The organism is Nocardia otitidiscaviarum, from assembly GCF_007362295.1.
Classification (GTDB): domain Bacteria; phylum Actinomycetota; class Actinomycetes; order Mycobacteriales; family Mycobacteriaceae; genus Nocardia; species Nocardia otitidiscaviarum.
This window is the reverse complement of sequence record NZ_CP041695.1, coordinates 4,720,786-4,741,975: the sequence shown is the minus strand read 5'-3', so window position 1 is coordinate 4,741,975 and position 21,190 is coordinate 4,720,786. Positions and strand designations below refer to the sequence as shown.

Annotated in this window: 22 protein-coding genes; 10 read left to right on the top strand and 12 right to left on the bottom strand. The window is 68.0% G+C overall.

Features of this window, described 5'->3' with window-relative positions; translation table 11 throughout:
* Window positions 1-367: 367 nt before the first annotated feature.
* Together rpsB and tsf are read left to right on the top strand one after the other, a co-directional pair.
* On the top strand, window positions 368-1,234 hold the full coding sequence (gene rpsB / locus FOH10_RS21180) for a 30S ribosomal protein S2 (protein ID WP_029929999.1): 867 nt from the start codon (window positions 368-370) through the stop codon (window positions 1,232-1,234).
* A gap of 105 nt (window positions 1,235-1,339) precedes the next feature.
* Window positions 1,340-2,164, top strand: coding sequence for a translation elongation factor Ts (gene tsf / locus FOH10_RS21175; RefSeq protein WP_029929998.1), 825 nt, complete (start codon window positions 1,340-1,342; stop codon window positions 2,162-2,164).
* A gap of 180 nt (window positions 2,165-2,344) precedes the next feature.
* Here the strand turns inward: tsf and FOH10_RS21170 are convergent, their stop codons facing one another.
* On the bottom strand, window positions 2,345-2,785 hold the full coding sequence (locus FOH10_RS21170) for an SRPBCC family protein (RefSeq protein WP_039816087.1): 441 nt from the start codon (window positions 2,783-2,785) through the stop codon (window positions 2,345-2,347).
* A 259-nt stretch (window positions 2,786-3,044) separates the two neighbouring features.
* Between FOH10_RS21170 and pyrH the strand changes: the two genes are divergently transcribed.
* From pyrH to FOH10_RS21155, 3 genes are all read left to right on the top strand, one after another.
* Complete coding sequence (pyrH, locus tag FOH10_RS21165; protein ID WP_039816082.1) at window positions 3,045-3,779, top strand: UMP kinase; 735 nt, start codon at window positions 3,045-3,047, stop codon at window positions 3,777-3,779.
* A 53-nt stretch (window positions 3,780-3,832) separates the two neighbouring features.
* Window positions 3,833-4,390, top strand: coding sequence for a ribosome recycling factor (frr, locus tag FOH10_RS21160; RefSeq protein WP_029929992.1), 558 nt, complete (start codon window positions 3,833-3,835; stop codon window positions 4,388-4,390).
* A gap of 183 nt (window positions 4,391-4,573) precedes the next feature.
* Window positions 4,574-5,434, top strand: coding sequence for a phosphatidate cytidylyltransferase (locus FOH10_RS21155; protein ID WP_052373344.1), 861 nt, complete (start codon window positions 4,574-4,576; stop codon window positions 5,432-5,434).
* Between the two features lie 33 nt (window positions 5,435-5,467).
* On the opposite strand, the gene FOH10_RS21150 is transcribed toward FOH10_RS21155, so the two are convergent.
* Complete coding sequence (locus tag FOH10_RS21150; protein WP_143982051.1) at window positions 5,468-5,818, bottom strand: LapA family protein; 351 nt, start codon at window positions 5,816-5,818, stop codon at window positions 5,468-5,470.
* Between the two features lie 152 nt (window positions 5,819-5,970).
* Between FOH10_RS21150 and rlmN the strand changes: the two genes are divergently transcribed.
* Window positions 5,971-7,080: a dual-specificity RNA methyltransferase RlmN gene (gene rlmN / locus FOH10_RS21145; protein WP_029929987.1), complete on the top strand. Its 1,110-nt coding sequence runs from the start codon at window positions 5,971-5,973 to the stop codon at window positions 7,078-7,080.
* A 345-nt stretch (window positions 7,081-7,425) separates the two neighbouring features.
* Here the strand turns inward: rlmN and FOH10_RS21140 are convergent, their stop codons facing one another.
* The 5 genes from FOH10_RS21140 to FOH10_RS21120 are packed head-to-tail and all read right to left on the bottom strand — an operon-like array spanning window position 7,426 to window position 8,936.
* Entirely contained in the window at window positions 7,426-7,698 is a 273-nt protein-coding gene (locus FOH10_RS21140) for a hypothetical protein (RefSeq protein ID WP_143982050.1), read from the bottom strand.
* A gap of 8 nt (window positions 7,699-7,706) precedes the next feature.
* Entirely contained in the window at window positions 7,707-8,117 is a 411-nt protein-coding gene (locus FOH10_RS21135; protein ID WP_143982049.1) for a hypothetical protein, read from the bottom strand.
* Window positions 8,118-8,164: 47 nt separating this feature from the next.
* Window positions 8,165-8,545: a hypothetical protein gene (locus FOH10_RS21130; RefSeq protein WP_143982048.1), complete on the bottom strand. Its 381-nt coding sequence runs from the start codon at window positions 8,543-8,545 to the stop codon at window positions 8,165-8,167.
* Complete coding sequence (locus FOH10_RS21125) at window positions 8,542-8,736, bottom strand: hypothetical protein (RefSeq protein ID WP_143982047.1); 195 nt, start codon at window positions 8,734-8,736, stop codon at window positions 8,542-8,544. The genes FOH10_RS21130 and FOH10_RS21125 overlap by 4 nt, the downstream gene beginning before the upstream one ends.
* The gene (locus tag FOH10_RS21120) at window positions 8,733-8,936 is read right to left on the bottom strand and encodes a hypothetical protein (RefSeq protein ID WP_143982046.1); all 204 of its coding nucleotides are present in this window, start codon (window positions 8,934-8,936) and stop codon (window positions 8,733-8,735) included. The genes FOH10_RS21125 and FOH10_RS21120 overlap by 4 nt, the downstream gene beginning before the upstream one ends.
* Before the next feature lie 338 nt (window positions 8,937-9,274).
* On the opposite strand from FOH10_RS21120, the gene FOH10_RS21115 reads away from it, so the two are divergent.
* From FOH10_RS21115 to FOH10_RS21105, 3 genes are read left to right on the top strand one after another with little or no spacing between them, the layout of a single operon-like run.
* Entirely contained in the window at window positions 9,275-9,601 is a 327-nt protein-coding gene (locus FOH10_RS21115) for a hypothetical protein (RefSeq protein WP_143982045.1), read from the top strand.
* Entirely contained in the window at window positions 9,579-10,109 is a 531-nt protein-coding gene (locus FOH10_RS21110) for a DUF6879 family protein (protein ID WP_143982044.1), read from the top strand. Before FOH10_RS21115 ends, FOH10_RS21110 begins: the two co-directional genes overlap by 23 nt.
* Window positions 10,106-10,936 carry a helix-turn-helix domain-containing protein gene (locus FOH10_RS21105; RefSeq protein ID WP_143982043.1) on the top strand — a complete coding sequence of 277 codons (831 nt, stop codon included), beginning with the start codon at window positions 10,106-10,108 and terminating at the stop codon, window positions 10,934-10,936. The genes FOH10_RS21110 and FOH10_RS21105 overlap by 4 nt, the downstream gene beginning before the upstream one ends.
* Window positions 10,937-11,062: 126 nt before the next feature.
* On the opposite strand, the gene FOH10_RS21100 is transcribed toward FOH10_RS21105, so the two are convergent.
* Window positions 11,063-11,839, bottom strand: coding sequence for a hypothetical protein (locus FOH10_RS21100; RefSeq protein ID WP_143982042.1), 777 nt, complete (start codon window positions 11,837-11,839; stop codon window positions 11,063-11,065).
* Between the two features lie 347 nt (window positions 11,840-12,186).
* On the opposite strand from FOH10_RS21100, the gene FOH10_RS21095 reads away from it, so the two are divergent.
* Window positions 12,187-15,645, top strand: coding sequence for a serine/threonine-protein kinase (locus FOH10_RS21095; protein ID WP_143984235.1), 3,459 nt, complete (start codon window positions 12,187-12,189; stop codon window positions 15,643-15,645).
* Window positions 15,646-15,734: 89 nt separating this feature from the next.
* On the opposite strand, the gene FOH10_RS21090 is transcribed toward FOH10_RS21095, so the two are convergent.
* From FOH10_RS21090 to FOH10_RS21075, 4 genes are all read right to left on the bottom strand, one after another.
* Complete coding sequence (locus FOH10_RS21090; protein ID WP_143982041.1) at window positions 15,735-16,319, bottom strand: YdeI/OmpD-associated family protein; 585 nt, start codon at window positions 16,317-16,319, stop codon at window positions 15,735-15,737.
* A 124-nt stretch (window positions 16,320-16,443) separates the two neighbouring features.
* On the bottom strand, window positions 16,444-19,557 hold the full coding sequence (locus FOH10_RS21085; RefSeq protein ID WP_143982040.1) for an ATP-binding protein: 3,114 nt from the start codon (window positions 19,555-19,557) through the stop codon (window positions 16,444-16,446).
* Window positions 19,554-20,162 carry a hypothetical protein gene (locus tag FOH10_RS21080; protein ID WP_143982039.1) on the bottom strand — a complete coding sequence of 203 codons (609 nt, stop codon included), beginning with the start codon at window positions 20,160-20,162 and terminating at the stop codon, window positions 19,554-19,556. The genes FOH10_RS21085 and FOH10_RS21080 overlap by 4 nt, the downstream gene beginning before the upstream one ends.
* Before the next feature lie 368 nt (window positions 20,163-20,530).
* Window positions 20,531-21,127 (bottom strand): TetR/AcrR family transcriptional regulator, encoded by a 597-nt coding sequence (locus tag FOH10_RS21075; protein WP_186000545.1) that lies wholly within the window; start codon window positions 21,125-21,127, stop codon window positions 20,531-20,533.
* Between the last annotated feature and the right edge of the window lie 63 nt (window positions 21,128-21,190).

Sequence of the window (21,190 nt, the reverse complement as noted above, 5' to 3'; positions counted from 1 at the left end):
CGGTCGCGGGTGCCCCAGCCCTGGCTGGGCGTTGTGATCCGATGCATGTATCCAGCGTCGTATCAGCAGGTCGACAAGGGAATCCCGGTATCGGCGAGTGTGGATGACACGCGCCGGTGTGAATATCCGTCTCTTCCCTCGCGGGACCCGATTTCTGTCTGACCCGTCACCCCCGTAGACTGGTCCAGCGGTTTGCGTACGCAGACCGACTTCGCGCGCCCGCATCGAGGGTCGCCGGCTGGTCCCATCGCGTTCCGCTGAACATCGATTGTTCAGCAGGTGCGTCGTGGGTTCCGGTGGCCGCGGGCGCCAGGGCAGAGATCGCCGATTTCTGCGTCAACCAGCGATAAGAGGAGATACGGGAGCCATGGCTGTCGTAACAATGAAGCAGCTGCTCGACAGCGGCGCGCACTTCGGTCACCAGACCCGTCGGTGGAACCCGAAGATGAAGCGGTTCATCTTCACCGACCGCAACGGCATCTACATCATCGATCTGCAGCAGACGCTGACCTACATCGACAAGGCCTACGAGTTCGTCAAGGAGACCGTGGCGCACGGCGGCACCGTCCTCTTCGTCGGCACCAAGAAGCAGGCCCAGGAGTCGATCGCCTCCGAGGCGACCCGCGTCGGCATGCCCTACGTGAACCAGCGCTGGCTGGGCGGCATGCTCACCAACTTCCAGACCGTGCACAAGCGGCTGCAGCGCCTCAAGGAGCTCGAGGCGATGGAGCAGACCGGCGGTTTCGAGGGTCGCACCAAGAAGGAAATCCTCATGCTGACGCGTGAGAAGAACAAGCTGGAGCGCACCCTCGGCGGCATCCGCGATATGGCCAAGGTGCCCTCGGCCATCTGGGTCGTCGACACCAACAAGGAGCACATCGCCGTCGGCGAGGCGCGCAAGCTGAACATCCCGGTCATCGCGATCCTGGACACCAACTGCGATCCCGACCTGGTCGACTACCCGATCCCGGGCAACGACGACGCCATCCGCTCGGCCGCGCTGCTGACCAAGGTCGTCGCCTCCGCCGTCGCCGAGGGTGTGCAGGCCCGTGCCGCGCGCGCCACCGGCGATGCCAAGCCCGAGGCCGGCGCCGGCGAGCCGCTCGCCGAGTGGGAGCAGGAGCTGTTGGCGGGCGCCACCGCCGAGGCTCCCGCGGAAGCCCCGGCCGCCGAGACCGCCGCCGAGGCGGAGCTGAAGGAGAACCCGGCCACCAAGACCCCGGCCGACTTCTGATTCTCAGCCGCGAGGCTTTGTTCACCTTGCCGACCGTTTCCGTTGGGTAGCGGTCGGCAAGGTGTGACCACCACAGACTTACTCACAACAGGAGGCTCGCCCCAGATGGCGAACTACACCGCCGCCGATGTGAAGCGGCTCCGCGAGCTCACCGGCTCCGGCATGATGGACTGCAAGAAGGCTCTCGAGGAGAACGGCGGCGACTTCGACAAGGCCGTCGAGTTCCTGCGTATCAAGGGCGCCAAGGATGTCGGCAAGCGCGCCGAGCGCGCCACCGCCGAGGGCCTGGTCGCCGCGCAGGACGGCGTCATGATCGAGATCAACTCCGAGACCGACTTCGTCGCCAAGAACCAGGAGTTCCAGGATCTGGCGAACGCGGTCGTGACCGCGGCCGCCAAGGCCCGTCCGGCCGACCTGGACGCCCTCAAGGCCGTCGACCTGGGTGGCAAGACCGCCGACCAGGCCGTGCAGGAGCTGGCCGCCAAGATCGGCGAGAAGCTCGAGCTGCGCCGGGTGGCCGCCTTCGACGGCACCACCACCGTCTACCTGCACAAGCGTGCCACCGACCTGCCGCCCGCCGTCGGCGTGCTGGTCGAGTACCAGGGCGAGGGCGACGCCGCCGCCGAGGTCGCGCGTGCCGCCGCCATGCAGGTCGCCGCGCTCAAGGCCAAGTACGTGAGCCGCGACGAGGTTCCGGCCGACGTGGTCGAGAAGGAGCGCTCCATCGCCGAGGCCACTGCCCGCGAGGAGGGCAAGCCCGAGGCCGCGCTGCCGAAGATCACCGAGGGTCGCGTCAACGGCTTCTACAAGGACGTCGTCCTGCTGGAGCAGCCGTCGGTCACCGACAACAAGAAGACCGTGAAGCAGCTGCTGGACGAGGCCGGTGTCACCATCACCCGCTTCGCCCGCTTCGAGGTCGGCCAGGCGTAATCGCCTGACACAGCGAAACGGCCTCTCGCGCAACGGGATTGCGCGAGGGGCTGTTTTCTTCCTGGGCGTGTTCTTCTTGGGCGCGGCGCGTCGATGGGCGCTGCGAGGCCGGTGGCGGCGAGGATCGGCCGTGCGTGAGTCACGGCGCAGCGGCCACCCATCCCCATCGCGTTCGCGCCCTCATCGCGCCTCCAGCAGTTCCTTCAGCCGCTCGAGATCCTTCCGATTGGCCGAACGCATCGCCGCGACCAGAACCGGTGCGGCGATCTTCGCGAATCCGGTGGGCTCCCCCCGATTGCGCAGCGTCATACGCGTTCCGCCGTCCGCCGTGTCCTCCCACGTGTAGGTCGTCTCCATCGGAAACGGCCCCGCCGCGGTGCTCATGACGAATCGTTCGCCGGGCACCAGTTCCCGCACCTCGTAGGTGTAGGCGAGTTCGCGTCCGAGGAACCGCGCCACGAACGCCATCCGCGAGCCCACGCCCACCGGTTTCGCGGTGAGCCACTGCACGGACCGGATATTCGTGTACCAGCGCGTGGCATTGTCCGGATCGCCCGCGAAGGCCGCGACCTCCGCCCGCGGCCGAGCTATCTCGATGGTGGTCGCGACGTCGACGGACATGGGCCGATGCTACGCCGGGCAGCTGTCATACCGCGTACCGTCGGCGGTACCCGACCCGTCGCCTCCGGCCGCGCTGTCGGACCGCGCGGAAACCGGATAAACTGCCTCGAAATTCTCACCGGGAACGAGGGTCGGGTCACCCTCGCGCCCGCGCGTGAGGCAGGATAGATAAAGCTCGTCGCCGTCCCGTGCAATACGCATATCGGGATGGTCTTTTCATGTGCGTGCGCAGGCTCGCTGCCGAGGGAGAAGGAGACCGATGACGGACCCGGAAACGGCGCCCGACCGCAAGGGCTATCGCCGAGTACTTCTCAAATTGGGTGGTGAGATGTTCGGCGGCGGCAAGGTGGGGCTCGACCCGGATGTCGTGCAGACGGTCGCCGAACAGATCGCCGAGGTGGTCTCCACCGGTGTGCAGGTCGCGGTCGTGATCGGCGGCGGCAACTTCTTCCGCGGCGCCGAACTCGAGGAGCGCGGGATGGAGCGGGCCCGCTCCGACTACATGGGCATGCTCGGCACCGTCATGAATTCCCTTGCGTTGCAGGACTTCCTGCAGAAGCAGGGCATCGACACCCGGGTGCAGACCGCCATCACCATGGGGCAGGTCGCCGAGCCGTACCTGCCGCTGCGCGCCAAGCGGCATCTGGAGAAGGGCCGCGTCGTCATTTTCGGCGCCGGTATGGGTATGCCGTATTTCAGCACCGACACCACCGCCGCGCAGCGCGCGCTGGAGATCGGTGCGGAGGTGGTGCTCATGGCCAAGGCCGTCGACGGCGTCTTCACCGCGGATCCGCGCGAGGACGCCGCCGCCACCATGTTCACCGAGATCACGCACAAGGAAGTCCTGGAGCGTGGTCTCAAGGTGGCCGATGCCACCGCGTTCAGCCTCTGTATGGACAACCAGATGCCCATCCTGGTGTTCAATCTGTTGACCAAGGGCAATATCGCCCGTGCCGTGGCCGGTGAGAAGATCGGCACGTTGGTGCGGACGTGAACCGCACGGACCGCGCCGACCGAAACGAACGATGACGCTGTGGAGGAAACGCCGTGATTGAAGAAGCGCTCTTCGACGCCGAGGAAAAGATGGAGAAAGCCGTCTCGGTGGCGAAGGACGACCTGGGGTCCATTCGGACCGGTCGCGCGAATCCGGGCATGTTCTCCCGGATCGTCATCGACTACTACGGGTCGCCCACCCCGATCACCCAGGTGTCGAGCATCAACGTGCCCGAACCGCGCATGGTCGTGATCAAGCCCTACGAGGCCGCGCAGCTGGGTGCCATCGAAACCGCCATCCGCAACTCGGATCTGGGTGTGAACCCGACCAATGACGGCCACATCATCCGGGTGAGCGTTCCGCAGCTCACCGAGGAGCGCCGTCGCGAGATGGTGAAGCAGGCCAAGTCCAAGGGTGAGGACGCCAAGATCTCCATCCGCAATGTGCGCCGCAAGGCCATGGAGGAGCTGGGCCGCATCCAGAAGGACGGCGAGGCGGGCGAGGACGAGGTCGGCCGCGCCGAGAAGGAACTGGACAAGACCACCCACAAGTACGTCGCGCAGATCGACGAACTGGTCAAGCACAAGGAATCGGAACTGCTCGAGGTCTGAGCCGGTCGGCGGCGCCGGCCGGGGGTAGGGACGAACGGACGACAAGTGAGCGACAGGACAATCGTGGCCGAAGATACTGCCGCCGCAGACAATGCGACGCCGTCGGAGGTGACGGGGGCGGCGCAGCAGCCCGCGACCCCGGGCGCATCCGGCGATCCGGCGCGCACGGGTTCGTCGGCCGCCATACCGGATCCGGTCCCGGCGTCCGACGGCGACAAGGGCGGCAAGTCCAAGGCGGGCCGCAACCTGCCCGCCGCCCTGGTGGTCGGTTTCGGGTTGGGGCTGTCGCTCATCGCGATCCTGCTGTTCGTGCCGAAGGTTCTCATCGGCGTGATCGCGGTCGCCATGGCGGTGGCCACCTGGGAGGTCGCCAAGCGGCTGCGTGAGGCCGATGTGCTGGTGCCGCGCATTCCGCTGCTTGTCGGCGGTCAGGCGGTCATCTGGCTGGCCTGGCCCTTCGGCACCGAGGGGGTGGCGGGGGCCTTCGCGGCGACCGTGCTCGCCCTCATGGTGTGGCGGCTGTTCGACCACGGGTTGCGCGCCACGCCGCGAAACTACCTGCGCGACACCGCGATCAGCATCTTCGTCCTCGCCTGGGTGCCGCTGCTGGCCTCCTTCGCCGTCCTCATGCTGCTCGACGACGACGGCAATCTGCGGGTGCTGACCTTCATGATCCTGGTGGTCTGCTCCGATGTGGGCGGCTATGTCGCCGGCGTGCTCTTCGGCCGCCACCCCATGGTTCCCGCCATCAGTCCGAAGAAGTCCTGGGAGGGCTTCGGCGGCTCCCTGCTGTTCTCGGTGATCGGCGGTCTGCTCACGGTCACCTTGCTCTTGCAGGCGAATTCCATGATCGGCGTGCTGCTGGGTGTGGGCCTGGTGCTGGTGGCCACCACCGGCGATCTGATCGAATCCCAGATCAAGCGGGAGCTGGGCATCAAGGATATGGGCACCCTGCTGCCCGGACACGGCGGCATCATGGACCGGCTGGACTCCATGTTGCCGTCGGCATTCGTGTCCTGGCTGGTGCTGACGGCACTGCTGTGAGGCCGGGGGCTCCGACGGTGGAGCCCCCGCCCGTCAGCCCACTTTCTTCGCGGCGCGCCGGAGCTGGAAGATGCGCCAGCCGCCGACCAGCGCCATCACCAGTGCGCCGATGATCACCGACAGCAGTACCAGTACGCCGATCGGCATCTGGAACCGCCAGGCGAAGAATTCGACGTGGGCCGTCTCCAGGTTCTGCAGGATGAAGACCAGCAGCACGATGCCCAGCAGTGCCGCGATGATCAGGGCCAGCCAGGTGTAGCCGGTGCGGGTTTTCAGCGCCCGGTCGATGGACGGATCGGGCTTTCTCGTGTCGGTCGGCTTGTCGATCTGTTTCTCGGGCTCCGGGTGTTCAGCGTCCCCGGGGTGTACGGCGTCGGCTGTCATATCCCGATCATTGCGGATAGCTATGACCAGTGCACGGATATTGCCCGTTGTCGCAGGTATGTCGGACTTGCCGAGTGTTCGTGGGTGGTGTGATCAGCGCCGCCCGCCCCGGCACCCGCGCGACCGCGCTCGGATGGGACACTGGAGAGGTTATGACTGCCCCCCTGCCGCTCGTCTTCGACGCCCCCCGCCGTGGCATGCCGCCGCGGCACCTCGCCGACCTCGATGCCGAGGAGCGGCGCGCCGCCATGGCGGACCTGGGGCTGCCGAAGTTCCGCGCCGACCAGATCGCGCGCCAGTACTACGGGCGGCTGCAGGCCGATCCCGAGCAGATGACCGATCTGCCCGCCGATATGCGCGCCAAGGTGGGTGAGGCGCTGTTCCCGCCGCTGCTCACCCCCGTCCGGCATATCGCCTGCGATGACGGCAGCACCCGCAAGACACTGTGGAAGGCGGGCGACGGCACCCTGCTCGAGTCGGTGCTCATGCGCTACCCCGACCGGGCCACGCTGTGCATCTCCAGCCAGGCCGGCTGCGGTATGGCCTGCCCCTTCTGCGCCACCGGCCAGGGCGGCCTGAACCGCAACCTCTCCACCGCCGAGATCGTCGACCAGGTGCGCGCCGCCGCCGCGGCACTGCGCGACGGCGAGGTCGCCGGCGGGCCCGGCCGCCTGTCCAATATCGTCTTCATGGGTATGGGCGAGCCCTTGGCCAACTACAAACGCGTGGTCAACGCCGTGCGCCGCATCACGTCTCCGGCTCCGGACGGTCTGGGCATCTCCCAGCGCAATGTGGTGGTCTCCACGGTCGGCCTGGCCCCCGCCATCCGCAAACTCGCCGACGAGGACCTGTCGGTGACCCTCGCCGTCTCCCTGCACACCCCCGACGACGAACTGCGCGACACCCTGGTCCCGGTGAACAACCGCTGGCCGGTCGCCGAAGTCCTCGACGCGGCACGCTATTACGCCGACAAGTCCGGCCGCCGCGTGTCGATCGAGTACGCGTTGATCCGTGACATCAACGACCAGCCGTGGCGCGCCGATATGCTCGGTAAGAAGCTGCACAAGGCCCTGGGCTCCCGCGTGCATGTCAATGTCATCCCCCTGAACCCGACGCCGGGTTCGAAGTGGGACGCCTCCCCGAAACCTGTTGAGCGTGAGTTCGTCCGCCGCGTCGAGGCGCAGGGCGTGCCCTGCACGGTGCGCGATACCCGTGGTCAGGAGATCGCCGCCGCCTGTGGGCAGCTCGCCGCCGAGGGCTAGGTCTCGCGGCGACTCGCGGCGGCCTGCTCGGTGCGGATTCGTCGTATCGGCTGTTCGATTTTCGCGCATTACGACAGTACGCGCGGGCCGGCTTCTGGCCTTCGACTGCCTGCGGTAGGCCGTAGCTGAGATCAGGGTGTTTGAGCTCGTCGGCAGCTACTACGCCTGCCGTGCGCAGCGCTTCTGCGGTACGTGGCGTGATGGTTGTTTCGTAGTAGTAGTCGTCCTCGTCCGGATCGGCGACTGTGCCCTTGTCTATCTGCTGGTTATGTCGGTCTGGTCGAACACAAGCGGTGGGTCGGTGGCAGGCATTCCGGTCGGCAGGACTTGGACGTCACCGATGGGTCAGTCGATACCCATCGCGTCGAGGGACCAGTCCCGGGCGGCGGGCTTGTCGTGCGCGCCGATCGAGCGGGTGTGGTGCAGTGGCGGTGCCCACCGGTGCGAGCGCCATCCGTCGGCGGGCCGCACGGTCCACCCCCACACGGCCTCGTGGCGTAGCGGGTAGCTGCCGACCGAGCGGGGGTGGCGGGTGAGTGCGCGGTCGAGGCGCAGCTGAAGGCGCAGCCACCGCTGTGGCCAGGTGAGCGGGGTCGCTGTCGCGGGCTTCGGGTGCATCGCGTTCCTCAGCAGGTGATGATCGTCTCGGGGGTGTCCCGGACCATCGAGCGGTCTTGGTTGTCCACGGTAAACCACATCGAGGCCACACCACGCCAGAGACCGGGTGTGCAGTTCAGGTCGTAGACGCCCGCGTTCAGGCGCGGGCTCGGGATGCCGGTGAAGTGGTCTGCCGCTCGGACCTGCCAGGAACCACCGCGGGGGTGGAACTCGAGGGTCAGCGACAGCTGGAACGATTCCGGGGTCGGTACGCAGTCAGCCCATCCGGTGACCACGACCGCGCCGGATTCGAGGTAGGGCAGGCCGCAGTTGAAGTGGAAGTCGCAGCTGTAGTACGCGTGGGCCGGTGCCGCCGGTAGCAGCGGTGTGGCGAGGGCGGTCAGGGTAGCGGCGGTGAGGTAGAGGGCTCGCGATTTCATGAGCGTTCCTGGCGGTTCAGTTGTGGGTCTGCGTGATTCGAGGCTGGTTACCGTGCGCCGACGGTGGCGCGTGGTACGGCGTCGCGGAGTCCGGGCCGCTGGTAGGGCCGCCCGTATCCGCTGTAGGCGATGGTGCGGATCGGGTTGGCGAGGGTGACGTCGGCGACGCCGGTCATGGCGCGAAGTTGCCCGTCGAGGTGCTCGGGTACGAGGACGAAGATCGTGGACGCGGCATGCTTGTGGACCGCAGTGAGCAGGCCGTAGATCCACAGGGCGTCGCCTTCGTGCCAGGCCACGAAGGTGGCGAGGGCGTGACCCTCGGTGTCGGCCAGCTTCGCCAGCTCCTGCCGCCAGTGGCTGCCGTCTTCCGGGTAATCCTTGGGGATGCGGTAGACGCCGATGCCGATGCGGGTGAGTTCGGGAGTCATCGTGGCCGGCCCGCCTGTTCGAGCAGGGTGGCCAATGAGTGGGAGCCCTCGCTCAGGTGATGTCTGCCCCTGATGTTGTTGGGTGCGTGCTTGCCGGTCTGCACGGGCGGCAAGAACATCAGGAGCACGGTGAAGCCGACGAGTCCGACGAGCAGCGCGGACAGCAGGAGGTCGGCCCATATGGTGGTCATGACGCGGCTCCCGTCGTGGCTGTACGGTCCTCGATGAAGAACACCCCGCGACTGAGCACGCGTTCGGGGGTGACGGTGGCGAGGACGGCGAGCTCGGCGCGGACCACGCCGTCGATGCCGCCGAGGTGTTCGGTGCCGGGGGTGATGACGCCGAGCGCGATGGATGGTGCGGCGGGATGGGTCGGTGTCTTCGATCCCATGGGCTTCCCCTTGGTGTGTCGAGCACCCACGCGGGGAGGGTCTGCAGCCGGTCGGCCGGGGTCGGTGACCGGTGCGCCGGGTGAGCGCGCTCGGATAGGGCACCCGGCGTCGGCGGCTTTCGCCACCTGCTGCCCGCCCTCCGCGGCCAGTAGATGTGCACTTCACGTGGAGAGGGGGAAGTGACAACCGACGCCGGGTGAGTCGAACGCTAAGAGCCCGACCACACCACGCTCTACAAATGTGCAGAAATGTGCGCAATTGGCTGCGACTGATCTGTCTGACCTGGGAGCCTAGGAGTGCAACTCACACGGATGCTCACCTCATTAGGCGGTGCCCTATGAAAGTTCGATTCATCGGCGGTGAATCGGGTGGTGACGGATCTCCTCGGCTGTACGCCAGTGACCGCGACACCCTCGTTGTCCAGGGATGGAAGACCAGCAGTGCGGACCAGATCGAGATACCGCATCGGCTGCTTGCGTTCGCCGAGCCGGGCACATGCCTGCACGGCCTGCGCGATACCGGTCACGGCACCTTCCTGCTGGACGGTGATCCGCTGACTGATCCTGAAGCGTTGGAGATAATGCAGATCCCTGATCATGAAGCGGCAGTGGAGATCTCGATCGGAGTGGAGGTGCGCCCGGATGCAGTTGCTACTGGGGGCTGAGCAGTTCCGGCCCGTCCTGGCGACCGCGCAGTACCGCGCGTTCCATCTCGAGACCCGCGACGAGTACCTCGCGGAGACCGAGCACGAAAGCTTGACCGCGTTCCGGGCTGATGAGTCCATCGATCCGGGTGGTCCGTGGTTCGACGGCTGGCTGCAGCAGGTTCGCAGCGCGCGTGACCGTGGCGTCGCTATCGAGCGGGCCCGGATCGTGTCGGTGCCGCACACTTTCTACACCCGGTATCTGCTGGCGCTCACCCGTCACAACGTCGCTGCCGGTGAGGATGTGCGGTATCTGCGCCGCGAGGACGCGGACCCCGCCGATGCGGTGGCAGAGGATTTCTGGCTGCTCGACGAACGGCTCGTCGCGTACTCGTTGTTCGACGAGCGCGGCTACTGGGTCGGCGCGGCCGCGTCGACCGACCCGGTGCTCGTCGCGGCCGCGGTGGCGATCCGCGACCGGATCTGGGCGCAGTCGGTTCCCTACGGTGAGTATCTGGTCGCCCGGTGACCGAGGTTGCCCGGATCAGACAAGCACTCGGCGCGCGGCTGCGAGAGCTGCGCAAGGGCGCGCGTCTGACCGGGCAACAACTCGGTGACGCGGCGGGCTGGCATTGGTCGAAGGTCTCGCGCATCGAGAACGGCAAGCAGTTGCCGAGCGAAGCGGACGTCGAGACCTGGTGTCGCCACTGTGATGCTGAGCTGGCGATCCCGGATCTCATCGCGTCGCTACGCAACGTCCAAGCGCAGTGGGCGGAGTGGAAGCGTATCGCCGCCGGTGGGCATGCGCGGCGGCAGCGACGTGGTGTCGAGCTCGACGCCGCCACGACGCTGGTGCGCATCTACTCGGCGAATGTCGTGTCCGGGATCCTGCAGACCGAGGCGTACGCGCGCGCCGTGCTGTCGACCTGCATCGGATTCCTGGGCGCTCTCGATGATCTCGACGCCGCGGTCGCGGCGCGGTTGGAGCGTCAGCGCGCGTTGCACACCGGCGTCACCCGATATGCGATCCTCATCCACGAGTCCGCGTTGTATGTCGACGTCGCCGATCCGGCCGTCCGCGCCGTGCAGTTGCAGTACCTGCTCGATGCGGGGTTCGACAATGTACGCCTGCTGCTCGGGATCGTTCCGACTGCCCACCGATTCATCTATACGACAACGAGTTTCACGATGTACGACGCTCGGATGGCGTTGGTGGAAACGATCTCAGCGGAACTGACGATCAATGCCCCCTCGGAGCTGGCGCTCTACGAGCGTACTTGGACCGCGCTACAGGGGCAGGCGGTGTTCGGCGACAACGCGAAAACGCTCATTGCACAGGCGATCCCGGATGCGTAGTGCGCTGGCTTCTGCCGCCGCGTCAGCACACTCTCGACACGGACGGTCCAGCGGTGCGTCGAGCGCGAACACGTCCTCGTGCGGGCGCCGATCCGTCACCTCGGGCGAACCGGGCGCGCTCACCCGTCACCAAGGCCGTATCTCCTGTGTGAGATCCGAACCGGGCGGAAGGGACGGACGGAGTCGCAGGTGTTCCGACAAGCTTGACTCGAGTTCTCGCGCAACGGTTTCGGCGCCGTTCTGGGCGATGGCTATCGCGGTGCCGAGGAAGGACTCGAATGCCGGTACGAGACCGCCGAGGACGAGGCCGGACACCTTCTGGCGGTTCGAGACATGGAGTAGCACCGCGTCCCCGTCCGGGCTGGTGTCGATACCGAGGAGCTTGTCGAAACGCCATTCGCGGGTCATCTTGAATCCCTTGAAGACGACGCGAGAGGTGGTGAGCACTGCTTGGCCGCTGTCGATGGGTGTCTGTAGTTCCGGGCCGGGGAGATAGCGTCCGCGGGAGCCTCCGACGTGGTAGCGAACACCTCTGGCGATGCGGACACTGACCCCGGAATACCCGCGGCTGTAGGTACCGGGATGTCGACGCGGTTCGATCAACGCAACCGCCTCGGCGGCCCAGAGCGCCGATTCGCTCTTCTTCAGCAGAACACCGTATTCGGCGCCCCCGGTGTGCCAGATGGCGGACTCGGCGGCGTGCAGCAGTGCCGACAACTCGTCGTGCTCGAACTGCCACCGAGCCAACTGGTCGGCGTACTGCTGAGCGGCGAGGGCTTGTGTTTGTCGGCGCTGTTGCTCGAGACGTGCCGACTCACGCTCACGCTGCCGCGAAGCCTTGCGAGCGGCACGGCGCTCGCGCCAAGTCGACCCCGCGGGAAAAGGCTCTGCGGGATCCGTCATGGCCGCTCGCGAGCGATCGGTCCGACCATCTGATTCCCCCTTCACCTGGCCGGTAAAGATCTACCGAGTTTCACGGTACCTGTACACCGGTAGGCCGGGAGAGAAGAACGGTGGAGAGGATGTCGTTGCGGGCGTCCGGGGATGTGGCAGCGATCGACGCTGTGGATACGCTCGCCGTGACGATCGGCTGGAATCAACTCGATCTCGGCGTGGAATGATCCCGACGGGTGGCGGGCCTGAGCGGCTGTTCGGCGCGCGCCTCGGCCGCCATGCCGCGTGAGGTGCCGCGCGAATACCTCGACAGGCATATGCTCGTGGTAACTGGCACGTTTCGTATCGAGGTCGTCGTGGCGCATATCGATCCGCACACCACGCAACGCGACCTGACCGCAGGGTTCGCGGCGGAGCTCGAGGCGGGCGGGTTCAGTGCGGCTCGGGAGATCGGGCGGGGCGGGTTCGGGGTGGTGTATCGGTGTTTCCAGGCCGCGTTGGATCGGACCGTCGCGATCAAGGTGTTGACGGCGGATCTGGACTCCGAGGCGCTCGAACGGTTCGTGCGGGAGCAGCTCGCCATGGGGAAGCTGTCGGGGCATCCGAATATCGTCACCGTGTTCGAGGTGGGGTCCACCGCGACGGGGCGGCCCTACATCGTGATGCCGTACCACGGGCACGGGTCCCTGGATGCGCGGATTCACCAGCACGGACCGCTCGAATGGCCGGATGTGCTGCGCATCGGGGTGAAGATCGCGGGTGCGCTGGAGACCGCGCACCGGCGCGGACTGCTGCACCGGGATGTGAAGCCCGGCAATATCCTGCTCACCGAATACGGCGAGCCGCAACTGGCCGATTTCGGAATCGCCCGGCTGACAGGCGGTTTCGAGACAACGGCGGGCACCATCACGGGATCGCCCGCCTACACCGCGCCCGAGGTGCTACAGGGGCAGGTGCCGGATGCCACGGCCGACGTGTACAGCCTGGCCTCGACCCTGTTCTGCGCGGGTACCGGGCACGCGGTGTTCGAACGCCGCAACGGTGAACAGTTGGTCGCGCAGTTCGTGCGGATCACCCGGCAGCCGCTGCCGGACCTCGGTGACGCCGGCCTACCGCCCGACCTGATCGGCGTGATCGAAACCGCCATGGCCCGCGATCGCGGTGAACGCTACCCCAGCGCAGCGGATTTCGGGGCGGCGCTGCGCGAGGTTCAGCTCCGGCTCGGGCTCGCACCCGACGAGATGCCGCTACCCATCCCCGCCGCGGACTCGATCGCTCCGCGCCCCGCCACCACCCCGACCGGCCGCCGCCGCACCACCACCCGCACGACCCCGCCGGTACCCGCCACCCGGCTGCGTCCGCCGGAACGCACCCGGCCGCTGGTCGAACGCCCCCGTCTGCTCGCACCGCTCCGGCACGGATGCGACCGCAGGCTCGCGGTGATCCACGGCCCCACCGGCTTCGGCAAGACCACCGTGGCCGCGCAGTGGTGCGCGGCCGTGCGTGCCGAGGGCGGGTCGGTGGCGTGGCTGACCGTCGACAGTGACGACGACAATGTGGTGTGGTTCCTCTCGCACCTCATCGAGGCCGTGCGCGCGGTCCGGCCCGCGCTGGCGCGCGAACTCGGCGAACTGCTCGAGGAACACGGCGACGAGGCCGGTCGCTTCGTGCTGACCGAGCTCATCAACGATATCGACCGGCGCGGTGAGCAGCTGACCGTGGTGATCGACGACTGGCACCGCGTCGCCGACCCCGACACCGTTGCCGCACTGCGCTTCCTGATCGAAGGCTCCAGCCCCGTCCTGCACCTCGTGGTGACCAGCCGCAGCCAGACCGGGCTGCCCATGAGCACCATGCGTGCCCGCCACGAACTGGTCGAAATCGGCCCCGCCGCACTACGTTTCGACTCCGATGAAGCCTACGACCTGCTGGTGCGGCTGGGTGGGCTGGACCTGGAGCGCGGCGATGTGGAGGATCTCACCGAATCCACCGGCGGCTGGGTCGCGGCCCTGCAACTGGCGTCGCTGTCGCTGCGCGGCAGCGACGAACCGGGACGTCTCATCGCCCAGCTGACCGGTCGCCACCACGCCATCGGCGCGTTCCTGGCCGAGAACGTGCTCGACACGCTGGAACCCGAGACGCTGGACTTCATGGTGGCGACCTCGATCACCGAACGCGTCTGTGGCGATCTGGCTTCCGCGCTCACCGGGGTTACCGACGGGCACGCGCTGCTGGAGCGGATCGAACAGCAGGACCTGTTCCTGCGCCGTCTCGACGGTGGCCGCTGGTTCCAATACCACCATCTGTTCCGGGATTTCCTGCGGCAGCGGCTCGAACATGATCTGCCCGAACGTATCGACCGGCTGCATCGGATGGCCTCGCGCTGGTTCGCCGACCATCGGCACGTCAGCGAGGCGGTGGATCACGCGCTGCTGGCCGGGGACGAGACCGGCGCCGTCGACATCGTGGAACGCGACGGCATGTCACTGCTCGAGTACGGGCAGATGGCCAGCCTCATCGGGCTGGTGAACAAACTGCCCCCGGCGGTCATCGAATCGCATCCCCGCCTGCAACTGGATCTGGCGTGGGCGAATATCCTGCTGCACCGCGCCGACGCGGCGGAACGCGCACTGCGCCTTGCGGAATCGACCTTCGACCGCGACGGCCTCGACGCCGACGCCACCGCCCTGCTGCGCGCCGAGGCGGGCGTGGTGCACGCGGTGGTGACCGTGCGCGGGGATGTGCTGATCGGGGTGGAGGAGATGCTGGCGCCGTGCTTCGCGCGCGCCGACGAACTCTCGCCCTATGTGGTGGCGATCGGGGCCAATGTGGCCTGTTTCGCGGCGGCCTACCGCTACGACTTCGACGAGGCGGTGCGCATCGAGGACTGGGCGGCACCGTACATGCGCCGGAACAAGGGGTTCTACAACAAGGTGCACGGCCTGTGCTTCCTCGGCCTGGCGGCGAGTCTGCAACTCGATATCGAACGGGCCGAACACTATTTCCGGGCCGCGCTGCAGGTGGCGAAGCAGTCCGGCGGTAGCCACTCCTACGGTGCCCGGCTGGCCGGATCGCTGCTCGGTGAACTGCTGTACGAGCGCGGGGAGATCGGCGAGGCGGAACGGCTGCTGGACGAGGGCTACAAACTGGGACCGGACGCGGGGGTCGTCGACTTCAAACTGGCCCGCTACGTGGTCGGGGCCCGGATCAAGGCGCTGCGCGGTGATCGCGCCGCCGCCATTCGCCGGTTGAACGAGGGCGCGCGCGTGGCGCATTCGATGTCGCTGCCCCGGCTGCGGGCCGAGGTGGAGAACGAACGGCTGCGGCTCGGCCTGCCCGCGCACCCCGACTTCGGCCCGCTGCCCGTGGTCGATTACGCGGCGCGCCGCCGGCCGGTGGACGAGATCGACGAATTCACGGTGCTCTACGAGGAATTCACCGCGATTCGACTGCTCCTGTCCGAATCCTCGCCCGCCCGTGCCGAACTCGCCCATGTCTGGGCGCGAGAGTGGGTGGATCGCCTCGAATCCGTGCACCGGCCCCGGGAACTGCTCAAGGCGCGGCGCATGCTCGTCGCCTGCCTGGCCGCCACCGGACGCACCGAGGCGGCGAAGGCCCTGCTGGCGATGGTGTGCGCACAGTGCGCGGAGCACGGATCGGTGCGCTACATCCTCGACGGCGGGCCGCATGTGGTGGCCACGCTCGCCGCCCTGCACGCGGATCGGCTCGCCGGTCGATGGTGGCCGGAATGGCCCGAGGTGCCGGACGGATTCCTGCGGTCGTTGGTGGAAGCCGAAGCCGCACAGACGATCTAGCCTGAACGTTCGAGTCTCAGGGTGGCGCGGCGGGATGCTCGGCAGCCGGGACGGCCGGGGCCCGTGGCCCCGCCCACCGGTGAGCGCGTTCAGTCGTCGGCGATGCGCACACCGGGATGATTGGCGCGTTGGTTGCGGGCGGCGAGTTCCACCGTGCGCGCGATGCGCCGAGTCCGGGTCTCGGGGCGTTTCGCGCTGGCGATCCATTCCAGGATCAGCCGTTTCGAGGACGGTGGAAAGCGGCGGAAGTTCTCGTCGGCCACGGCGTTTCGCTCCAGCGGGCGTCGCAGGTCGGTGGGGATGGCGGTGGCGGCCGTATCCGGCAGCGGCTGCCAGGTTCCTTCGGTGCGCGCACGCTCGATGACCGCTCGTCCTCGCTCGGTCATCAGTCCCTGCTCGATCAGGCGCACGGCTCGGTCCCGGTTGACCTTGCTCCAGCTGCTGCGCGGGCCCCTCGGGGTGAATCGCAGTATCGAACTGTCCGCGTCGTAGGTGCGGTGCACGCTGTCGATCCAGCCGAAGCACAGCGCCTGCTCCATGGCCTCGTGCATGCGCACACTGGGAATGCCGCAACCTACGTGCCGGATCACCAGCCACGCCTCGGTGGTCGTGTGGCTGTGTTCGGCCAGCCAGGCTCGCCATTCGGCCGCATTGCGTGCGACGACGGTCGTCATCTTCACGCCTCCTTCTCGATCGGTGTCGAGAACCATCCTCCGCGTATAAGTGCTCATCGAGTGAGCACTTATGTGCGGGAACCGGTGCCGTGCCGGATATCGGCGCACATGTGCGGCGCGGGGCTCAGCGCGGTTCGCGGCGGGCCCGGGCCAGGACCTCCTCCTCGGTGAGGGCGCTGGGCGGATGGTGGCTCAGGCACATCGGGGTGGTGATCTTGCGGAAGGCGGAGCCCTCGCCCGCGCCGTAGAAGCGGCCTGCGGGCAGCCGGGCGATGTCGTCCACGCACCCGCCCTTGGCCCGGGCCAGTTCCTGCGCTGCCTGGATCTGCACCGAGGCGTTGAGCAGGCCGATGAACTGGGTCGCGGCATTGCCGGTGACCAGGTTGTGCAGCGCCTTCGGCGCCTGGGTGGCGTAGACCATGCCGAGGCCGTATTTGCGTGCCTGCGTGGCGAGTTGGAGGGTGCTGGCGGTGGAGGCCGTCGTACCGCGAGACGGCGCGAAGGTCTGGGCTTCGTCGAGGACCAGCAGGCCGCCGAGTGGACGGTCGCCCGCCGGATGCCGTTTGATCCAGGCGAACAGGGCCAACTCCAACTGGTTGACGAAGGTCTGGCGCTGCTCGGTGGTGGGCAGGCCGATACAGCTGATCACGGAGATGCGGGCGCGCCGTCCGGGGGCCGGGGTGAGCAGGGTGCCGGGATCGAGCCGTTCACCGTCGCCGCCGAACACCGGATCGTTGATCATGGCGGCGTTGAGTTCGTCGGCCATTCCCGATGCCAGCCGGGCCGCGTTCCGGATGGAACTGACGCCCTCCGGCAGGGCGGCGAGCAGTTCCACGAACGCGTTCAGTTCGGTGCCGTGCTCGCGCGCGAAATGGGTCAGCGCCTCGGTCAGTACCGCGGTGCCGGTGCGCAGCTTCGCCGCCGTCAGTCCGGTGCGGGGGAGCAGCCCCGCGACCGAGGCGTCGATGGCGGTGCGGAACTCGTCGGGGTCGTCCAGCACATCGCCGAAGTCGGGCAGCGGATTCAGGGCGAGTGGTCGTCCCGCTTCCCGCCGGGGCGTCCAGACGATCACCTCGGTATCGTTGAAGTACCGCTCGGCCAGCTCCGCGTCCGCACGCCCCCACGCATCCGGTGCGGCGGGCCAGCTGTCGCCCAGCCGGGCCAGATCGTTGTTGGTGTCGATCAGGATGGAGGACACGCCGTGCAGCGCGGCCTCCTCCACCAGCCGTCGCAGCAGGACGGTCTTGCCCGAACCGCTGCCCGCGAAAACCGCGGTGTGCTTGCGCAATTGGTGCAGCGGAACCTGGAAGGCCGCACCGGTGTCCACCTGGCGGCCCACGGTGAGCATGGGCCGCTCGGCGTCGTCGGGTGCGTTCGGCTCGGTGACCGCCGATGGCGGGGCGGCCTGTTCGACGGTGGCGGGCGGTTCGAGAGTTGCGGGCGGTTCGAGCGCCTCCGTGACGGCATCGCCGAGAACGCGCCTGAACAACCGTGATTCGCTGGCCGGCCGCCGAGTCGTCAACCAGCCGTGGAACTCCGGGCCCGCCTCGCCGTACATGGTGTGCAGCGCACTGAAGGTGCGTAGGTCCTCCTCGTCGATGCTCAACGAGAGCCCCTGTGCCGCTTCCAGTTCGGCCAAGGCGGCCCGGGTGGCCGGACCGGACGAGTACGGGGTGTTCCGCACGATCACGAGATGCCGCTTGCGGGCCCGTGGTCCGATACCGGCCTCCAGACACGCCGAGCGCAGTCGGGTCAGGACCGCGCGCGCGTGCCCGTGGGCGATGGCCCGGAAACTCCAGTGCTCCTCGTCCTCGCTGGCCTCGTCGAGGGTGCGCCGCAGCCGCGCGTGCAGGGCGGGTCGCACCAGGGTGGGCGGATCGACCGTCAGCTGCTGCCCCCCGCCCGGCTGTTCCAGCACGTAGCAGGCCAGCGCCGAATTCAGCAGCGAGAACATCAGGTCGTCCTCGCGTGTGGGGTCCAACGGTCCCGCCACGTTCGCGCCGGCGCGCAGCCGGGCGAAGCGTTCGTCGAGCGTCGTCGAGCCGCCGGCCGCGGGAATCGCCCGGGTGGGGTCGGCCGCCGGTACGGCCAGCCCGAACGAGGCGAGTTCGCCGATGGTGTTCGCGGCCAGGCAGCCGCGCACGTGTTCCTCCACCCGCTGGAGCAGGCGGCGCGGGGTGTACATGGCGACCTCGGGATCATCGAACGCCCGCGGCAGCACCGGCCAGGTCGGATACGGCGGCTCGAATCCGATATCGGCGTACAGGCTGCCGAGATGGCGTTCCACGATGGCGGTGGCAACCGCCTCGGAGGGCATGGCCGTGGAGAGTTCGAGCACCGTGAACCGGTCCGCGGCGGAGTTCACCGCGCGGGCGGTGAGCAGCTCCCAGGATTTGGGGATACAGGCGGCGACGATCAGGGTCCGAACGGTTTCCTCACGCATCCGCATCAGCCCGTCGGCGAGCCGGTTGGCGAGCTGGTCCGCATCGCCCCGCCCGGACTGGGCGATGAGGCTGTCGATCTGATCGATGGCCAGCACGACCGGGCCGGTGAGGGCGAACAGCCGGCACATGTCGCCGAACACCAGCTGCGGCACCCGCTCGCGGCGGCGGAAACCCCAGGCGGCCCGGTCGGATTCGTCGATGCCCTCCGGCAGGGTGAGGAAGCTCAGGCCGATCTCACCGAGATTCCTGCGGGCCTGGTAGAGCACCAGGGCGCGCAGGGTATCGCGGCACTGGGCAGCCACCTGCGGGTCGAGATCCTCGACGCGGTCGAGGAATTCGTCCAGATCGCCACGGCTCACCGGCATGGTGCCGCGCAGCCGCATGCCCAGTTCGGGACCGCAGCCGGTCATTTCGGCCAGTGCGGTCAGCATCCGGCCCAGCTGGCCGCCGTCGGAGCCGCGCAGCTGGGTGACGATCCCGTGCACCGCGCCCGCCCAGAAGGATTCGCCGTCGATGAGCTTGGGCATGAAGAACGCGCCGCCCTGATCCTGCACGTGGCGGCGCAGCCAGCCGAGCATATGGGTCTTGCCGACACCCTTCTCACCGCTGAGGACCAGACCGGTGGGCATGCTGCGAGGCCGGTTCCGGGCGGCGCGCACCGCATGGGTCAGCACCTCGACCGATGCGGAGTGCAGGCCGTCGACGTGGTAGCTCAGCGGGCTCCACACCTGATCGGGTCCGAGTACGCTGCTGAACTGGATCGAGGCCAGGGCGTGCCGCTGTTCCTCGTTCACCGTGCCGCCTCGATGGTGAGCAGATGTCGCGGGGTACCGCCCAGCACCACGGCGGCCGCGTGATCGGCCGCGGTCAGCGTCTTCTGGTCCGCTTCCGCGCGCACGTGCACGTGCGGCCGCCGGGCCAGCAGTTCCAGCGCCCGGTCGACCTCGCCGCGCGGCAGTTCCGCGAGCCGTTCCCGCAGTGCGGCCAGCCGCACCGGCGTGCCGCCGCCCCGGCTCAGCTCGGCGTACGCCGACTCCACCCGACCCGGCACATCGGGCCGGAAGACGTCGGCGAGCACCTGTCCGCTGTCGTCGAGATACCGCCGCAGTCCCGCCAGCACGGCATAGAGCGCCCCACCGGCGCACCCGGACCGGGCGGGTCGCTGCCGCGTCAATTCCTCGGCACACCACACCGCGCCCTTGTCGGTCAGCTCGTGCACGTACGCCCGCCCGACCAGGGCGCTGCTCACCAGACCGAGATCGTTGAGGTGGCGCCGGTAGCGACCGTCGAGCTTGATGCCCGCGACCGACGACAGTTCGGCATTGGTCAGTTCGCGCGCCTCGGCCATCAGCACGAGCAGCACGCATCGCTCACTCAGTGTCAACCGGTCATCGGTCATCGTCGATCCTGTTCTTCTAGGTTCATTACCCGATCGTGGTGCGCGAGTGACCGGTGGCGAACGCGTGGGCGACCGGTGCCGAATTCGAGTGCGGACCGAATCGACTGTGCGCGTGCGGGAACCGTGCGGGCCTCGGTGTGGCCCGGCCGCCGCGCCGACCGCTCGGCGGGACGCGGGTCGGCCGCGCATCGAGCATCGAACCCCTCCCGCGCCACGAGCCTCCCGCACCTTCGAGTACCACACTGTAGCCATCGAGGAGTCGAGCGCAGAAGTTTCCGCGCGAATTGCCCGCATTCGTCGGATCGCCGGCCGAGTCGAAACATACTGGTCTGCTTGAAATTACGCCGACGCGCCGTTGGTCACGGCTGCTAGTCGTGTCGCAGTCCCGCGAGCAGTCGGCTCGCCTCGGCGACGACGAGTGGCAGGGCCGCGGTCGGGTCCTCGGTGCGCGCCAGCATCATTCCGCCCTCGCAGAGCGCGCCGAAGACGAGATGGCGGCGGATCTGGAGGTCGCCGGGGGATAGCTCGCCCTCGGCGGTCGCCAGGGCCAGTCCGCTGGTGAGTACGCGCAGGGTGTGGTCGGATTCGATCTCGCGCACGGTGTCCCAGCCGAGTACGGCGGGGCCGTCGAGTACCACGATGCGGCGGAAGCGTGGCTCCAGACTGCGTTCGAGGAAGGTGCGGCAGCCGGTCAGCAGGGCGGTCCAGGAGTCGGGAGCGGCGGCGGCGACCTGCTCCAGTTCGGCTGCCATCCATTCCTGTTCGGCGATGAACGCGGCGCGGAAGAGAGCCTGCTTATCGGTGAAGTGGTGATAGGCCGCACCCTTGGTGACACCGGCCGCGGTGGCGATGGCGGCAATGGAGGTGGCGGCGTAGCCATTGTGCCCGAACAGGTTTCGGGCGGCTGCGACGAGTTTGCCGGTGGTGGTGTCCGACCGTTCGGCTTGGGTGCGGCGCGTGCTCACGCACTCAATGTATCCGCCGGTGGGTCATTGACTTGCGTACTCGGGGTATGTAAGTCTCGAAAT

What these genes read in the sequence shown, in the direction of transcription:
- rpsB (WP_029929999.1), top strand. Translation starts at nt 368, where the DNA reads ATGGCTGTCGTAACAATGAAGCAGCTGCTCGACAGCGGCGCGCACTTC.
- tsf (WP_029929998.1), top strand. Translation starts at nt 1,340, where the DNA reads ATGGCGAACTACACCGCCGCCGATGTGAAGCGGCTCCGCGAGCTCACC.
- FOH10_RS21170 (WP_039816087.1), bottom strand. Translation starts at nt 2,785, where the DNA reads ATGTCCGTCGACGTCGCGACCACCATCGAGATAGCTCGGCCGCGGGCG.
- pyrH (WP_039816082.1), top strand. Translation starts at nt 3,045, where the DNA reads ATGACGGACCCGGAAACGGCGCCCGACCGCAAGGGCTATCGCCGAGTA.
- FOH10_RS21150 (WP_143982051.1), bottom strand. Translation starts at nt 5,818, where the DNA reads ATGACAGCCGACGCCGTACACCCCGGGGACGCTGAACACCCGGAGCCC.
- rlmN (WP_029929987.1), top strand. Translation starts at nt 5,971, where the DNA reads ATGACTGCCCCCCTGCCGCTCGTCTTCGACGCCCCCCGCCGTGGCATG.
- FOH10_RS21140 (WP_143982050.1), bottom strand. Translation starts at nt 7,698, where the DNA reads ATGCACCCGAAGCCCGCGACAGCGACCCCGCTCACCTGGCCACAGCGG.
- FOH10_RS21135 (WP_143982049.1), bottom strand. Translation starts at nt 8,117, where the DNA reads ATGAAATCGCGAGCCCTCTACCTCACCGCCGCTACCCTGACCGCCCTC.
- FOH10_RS21130 (WP_143982048.1), bottom strand. Translation starts at nt 8,545, where the DNA reads ATGACTCCCGAACTCACCCGCATCGGCATCGGCGTCTACCGCATCCCC.
- FOH10_RS21125 (WP_143982047.1), bottom strand. Translation starts at nt 8,736, where the DNA reads ATGACCACCATATGGGCCGACCTCCTGCTGTCCGCGCTGCTCGTCGGA.
- FOH10_RS21120 (WP_143982046.1), bottom strand. Translation starts at nt 8,936, where the DNA reads ATGGGATCGAAGACACCGACCCATCCCGCCGCACCATCCATCGCGCTC.
- FOH10_RS21115 (WP_143982045.1), top strand. Translation starts at nt 9,275, where the DNA reads ATGAAAGTTCGATTCATCGGCGGTGAATCGGGTGGTGACGGATCTCCT.
- FOH10_RS21110 (WP_143982044.1), top strand. Translation starts at nt 9,579, where the DNA reads ATGCAGTTGCTACTGGGGGCTGAGCAGTTCCGGCCCGTCCTGGCGACC.
- FOH10_RS21100 (WP_143982042.1), bottom strand. Translation starts at nt 11,839, where the DNA reads ATGACGGATCCCGCAGAGCCTTTTCCCGCGGGGTCGACTTGGCGCGAG.
- FOH10_RS21090 (WP_143982041.1), bottom strand. Translation starts at nt 16,319, where the DNA reads ATGACGACCGTCGTCGCACGCAATGCGGCCGAATGGCGAGCCTGGCTG.
- FOH10_RS21080 (WP_143982039.1), bottom strand. Translation starts at nt 20,162, where the DNA reads ATGACCGATGACCGGTTGACACTGAGTGAGCGATGCGTGCTGCTCGTG.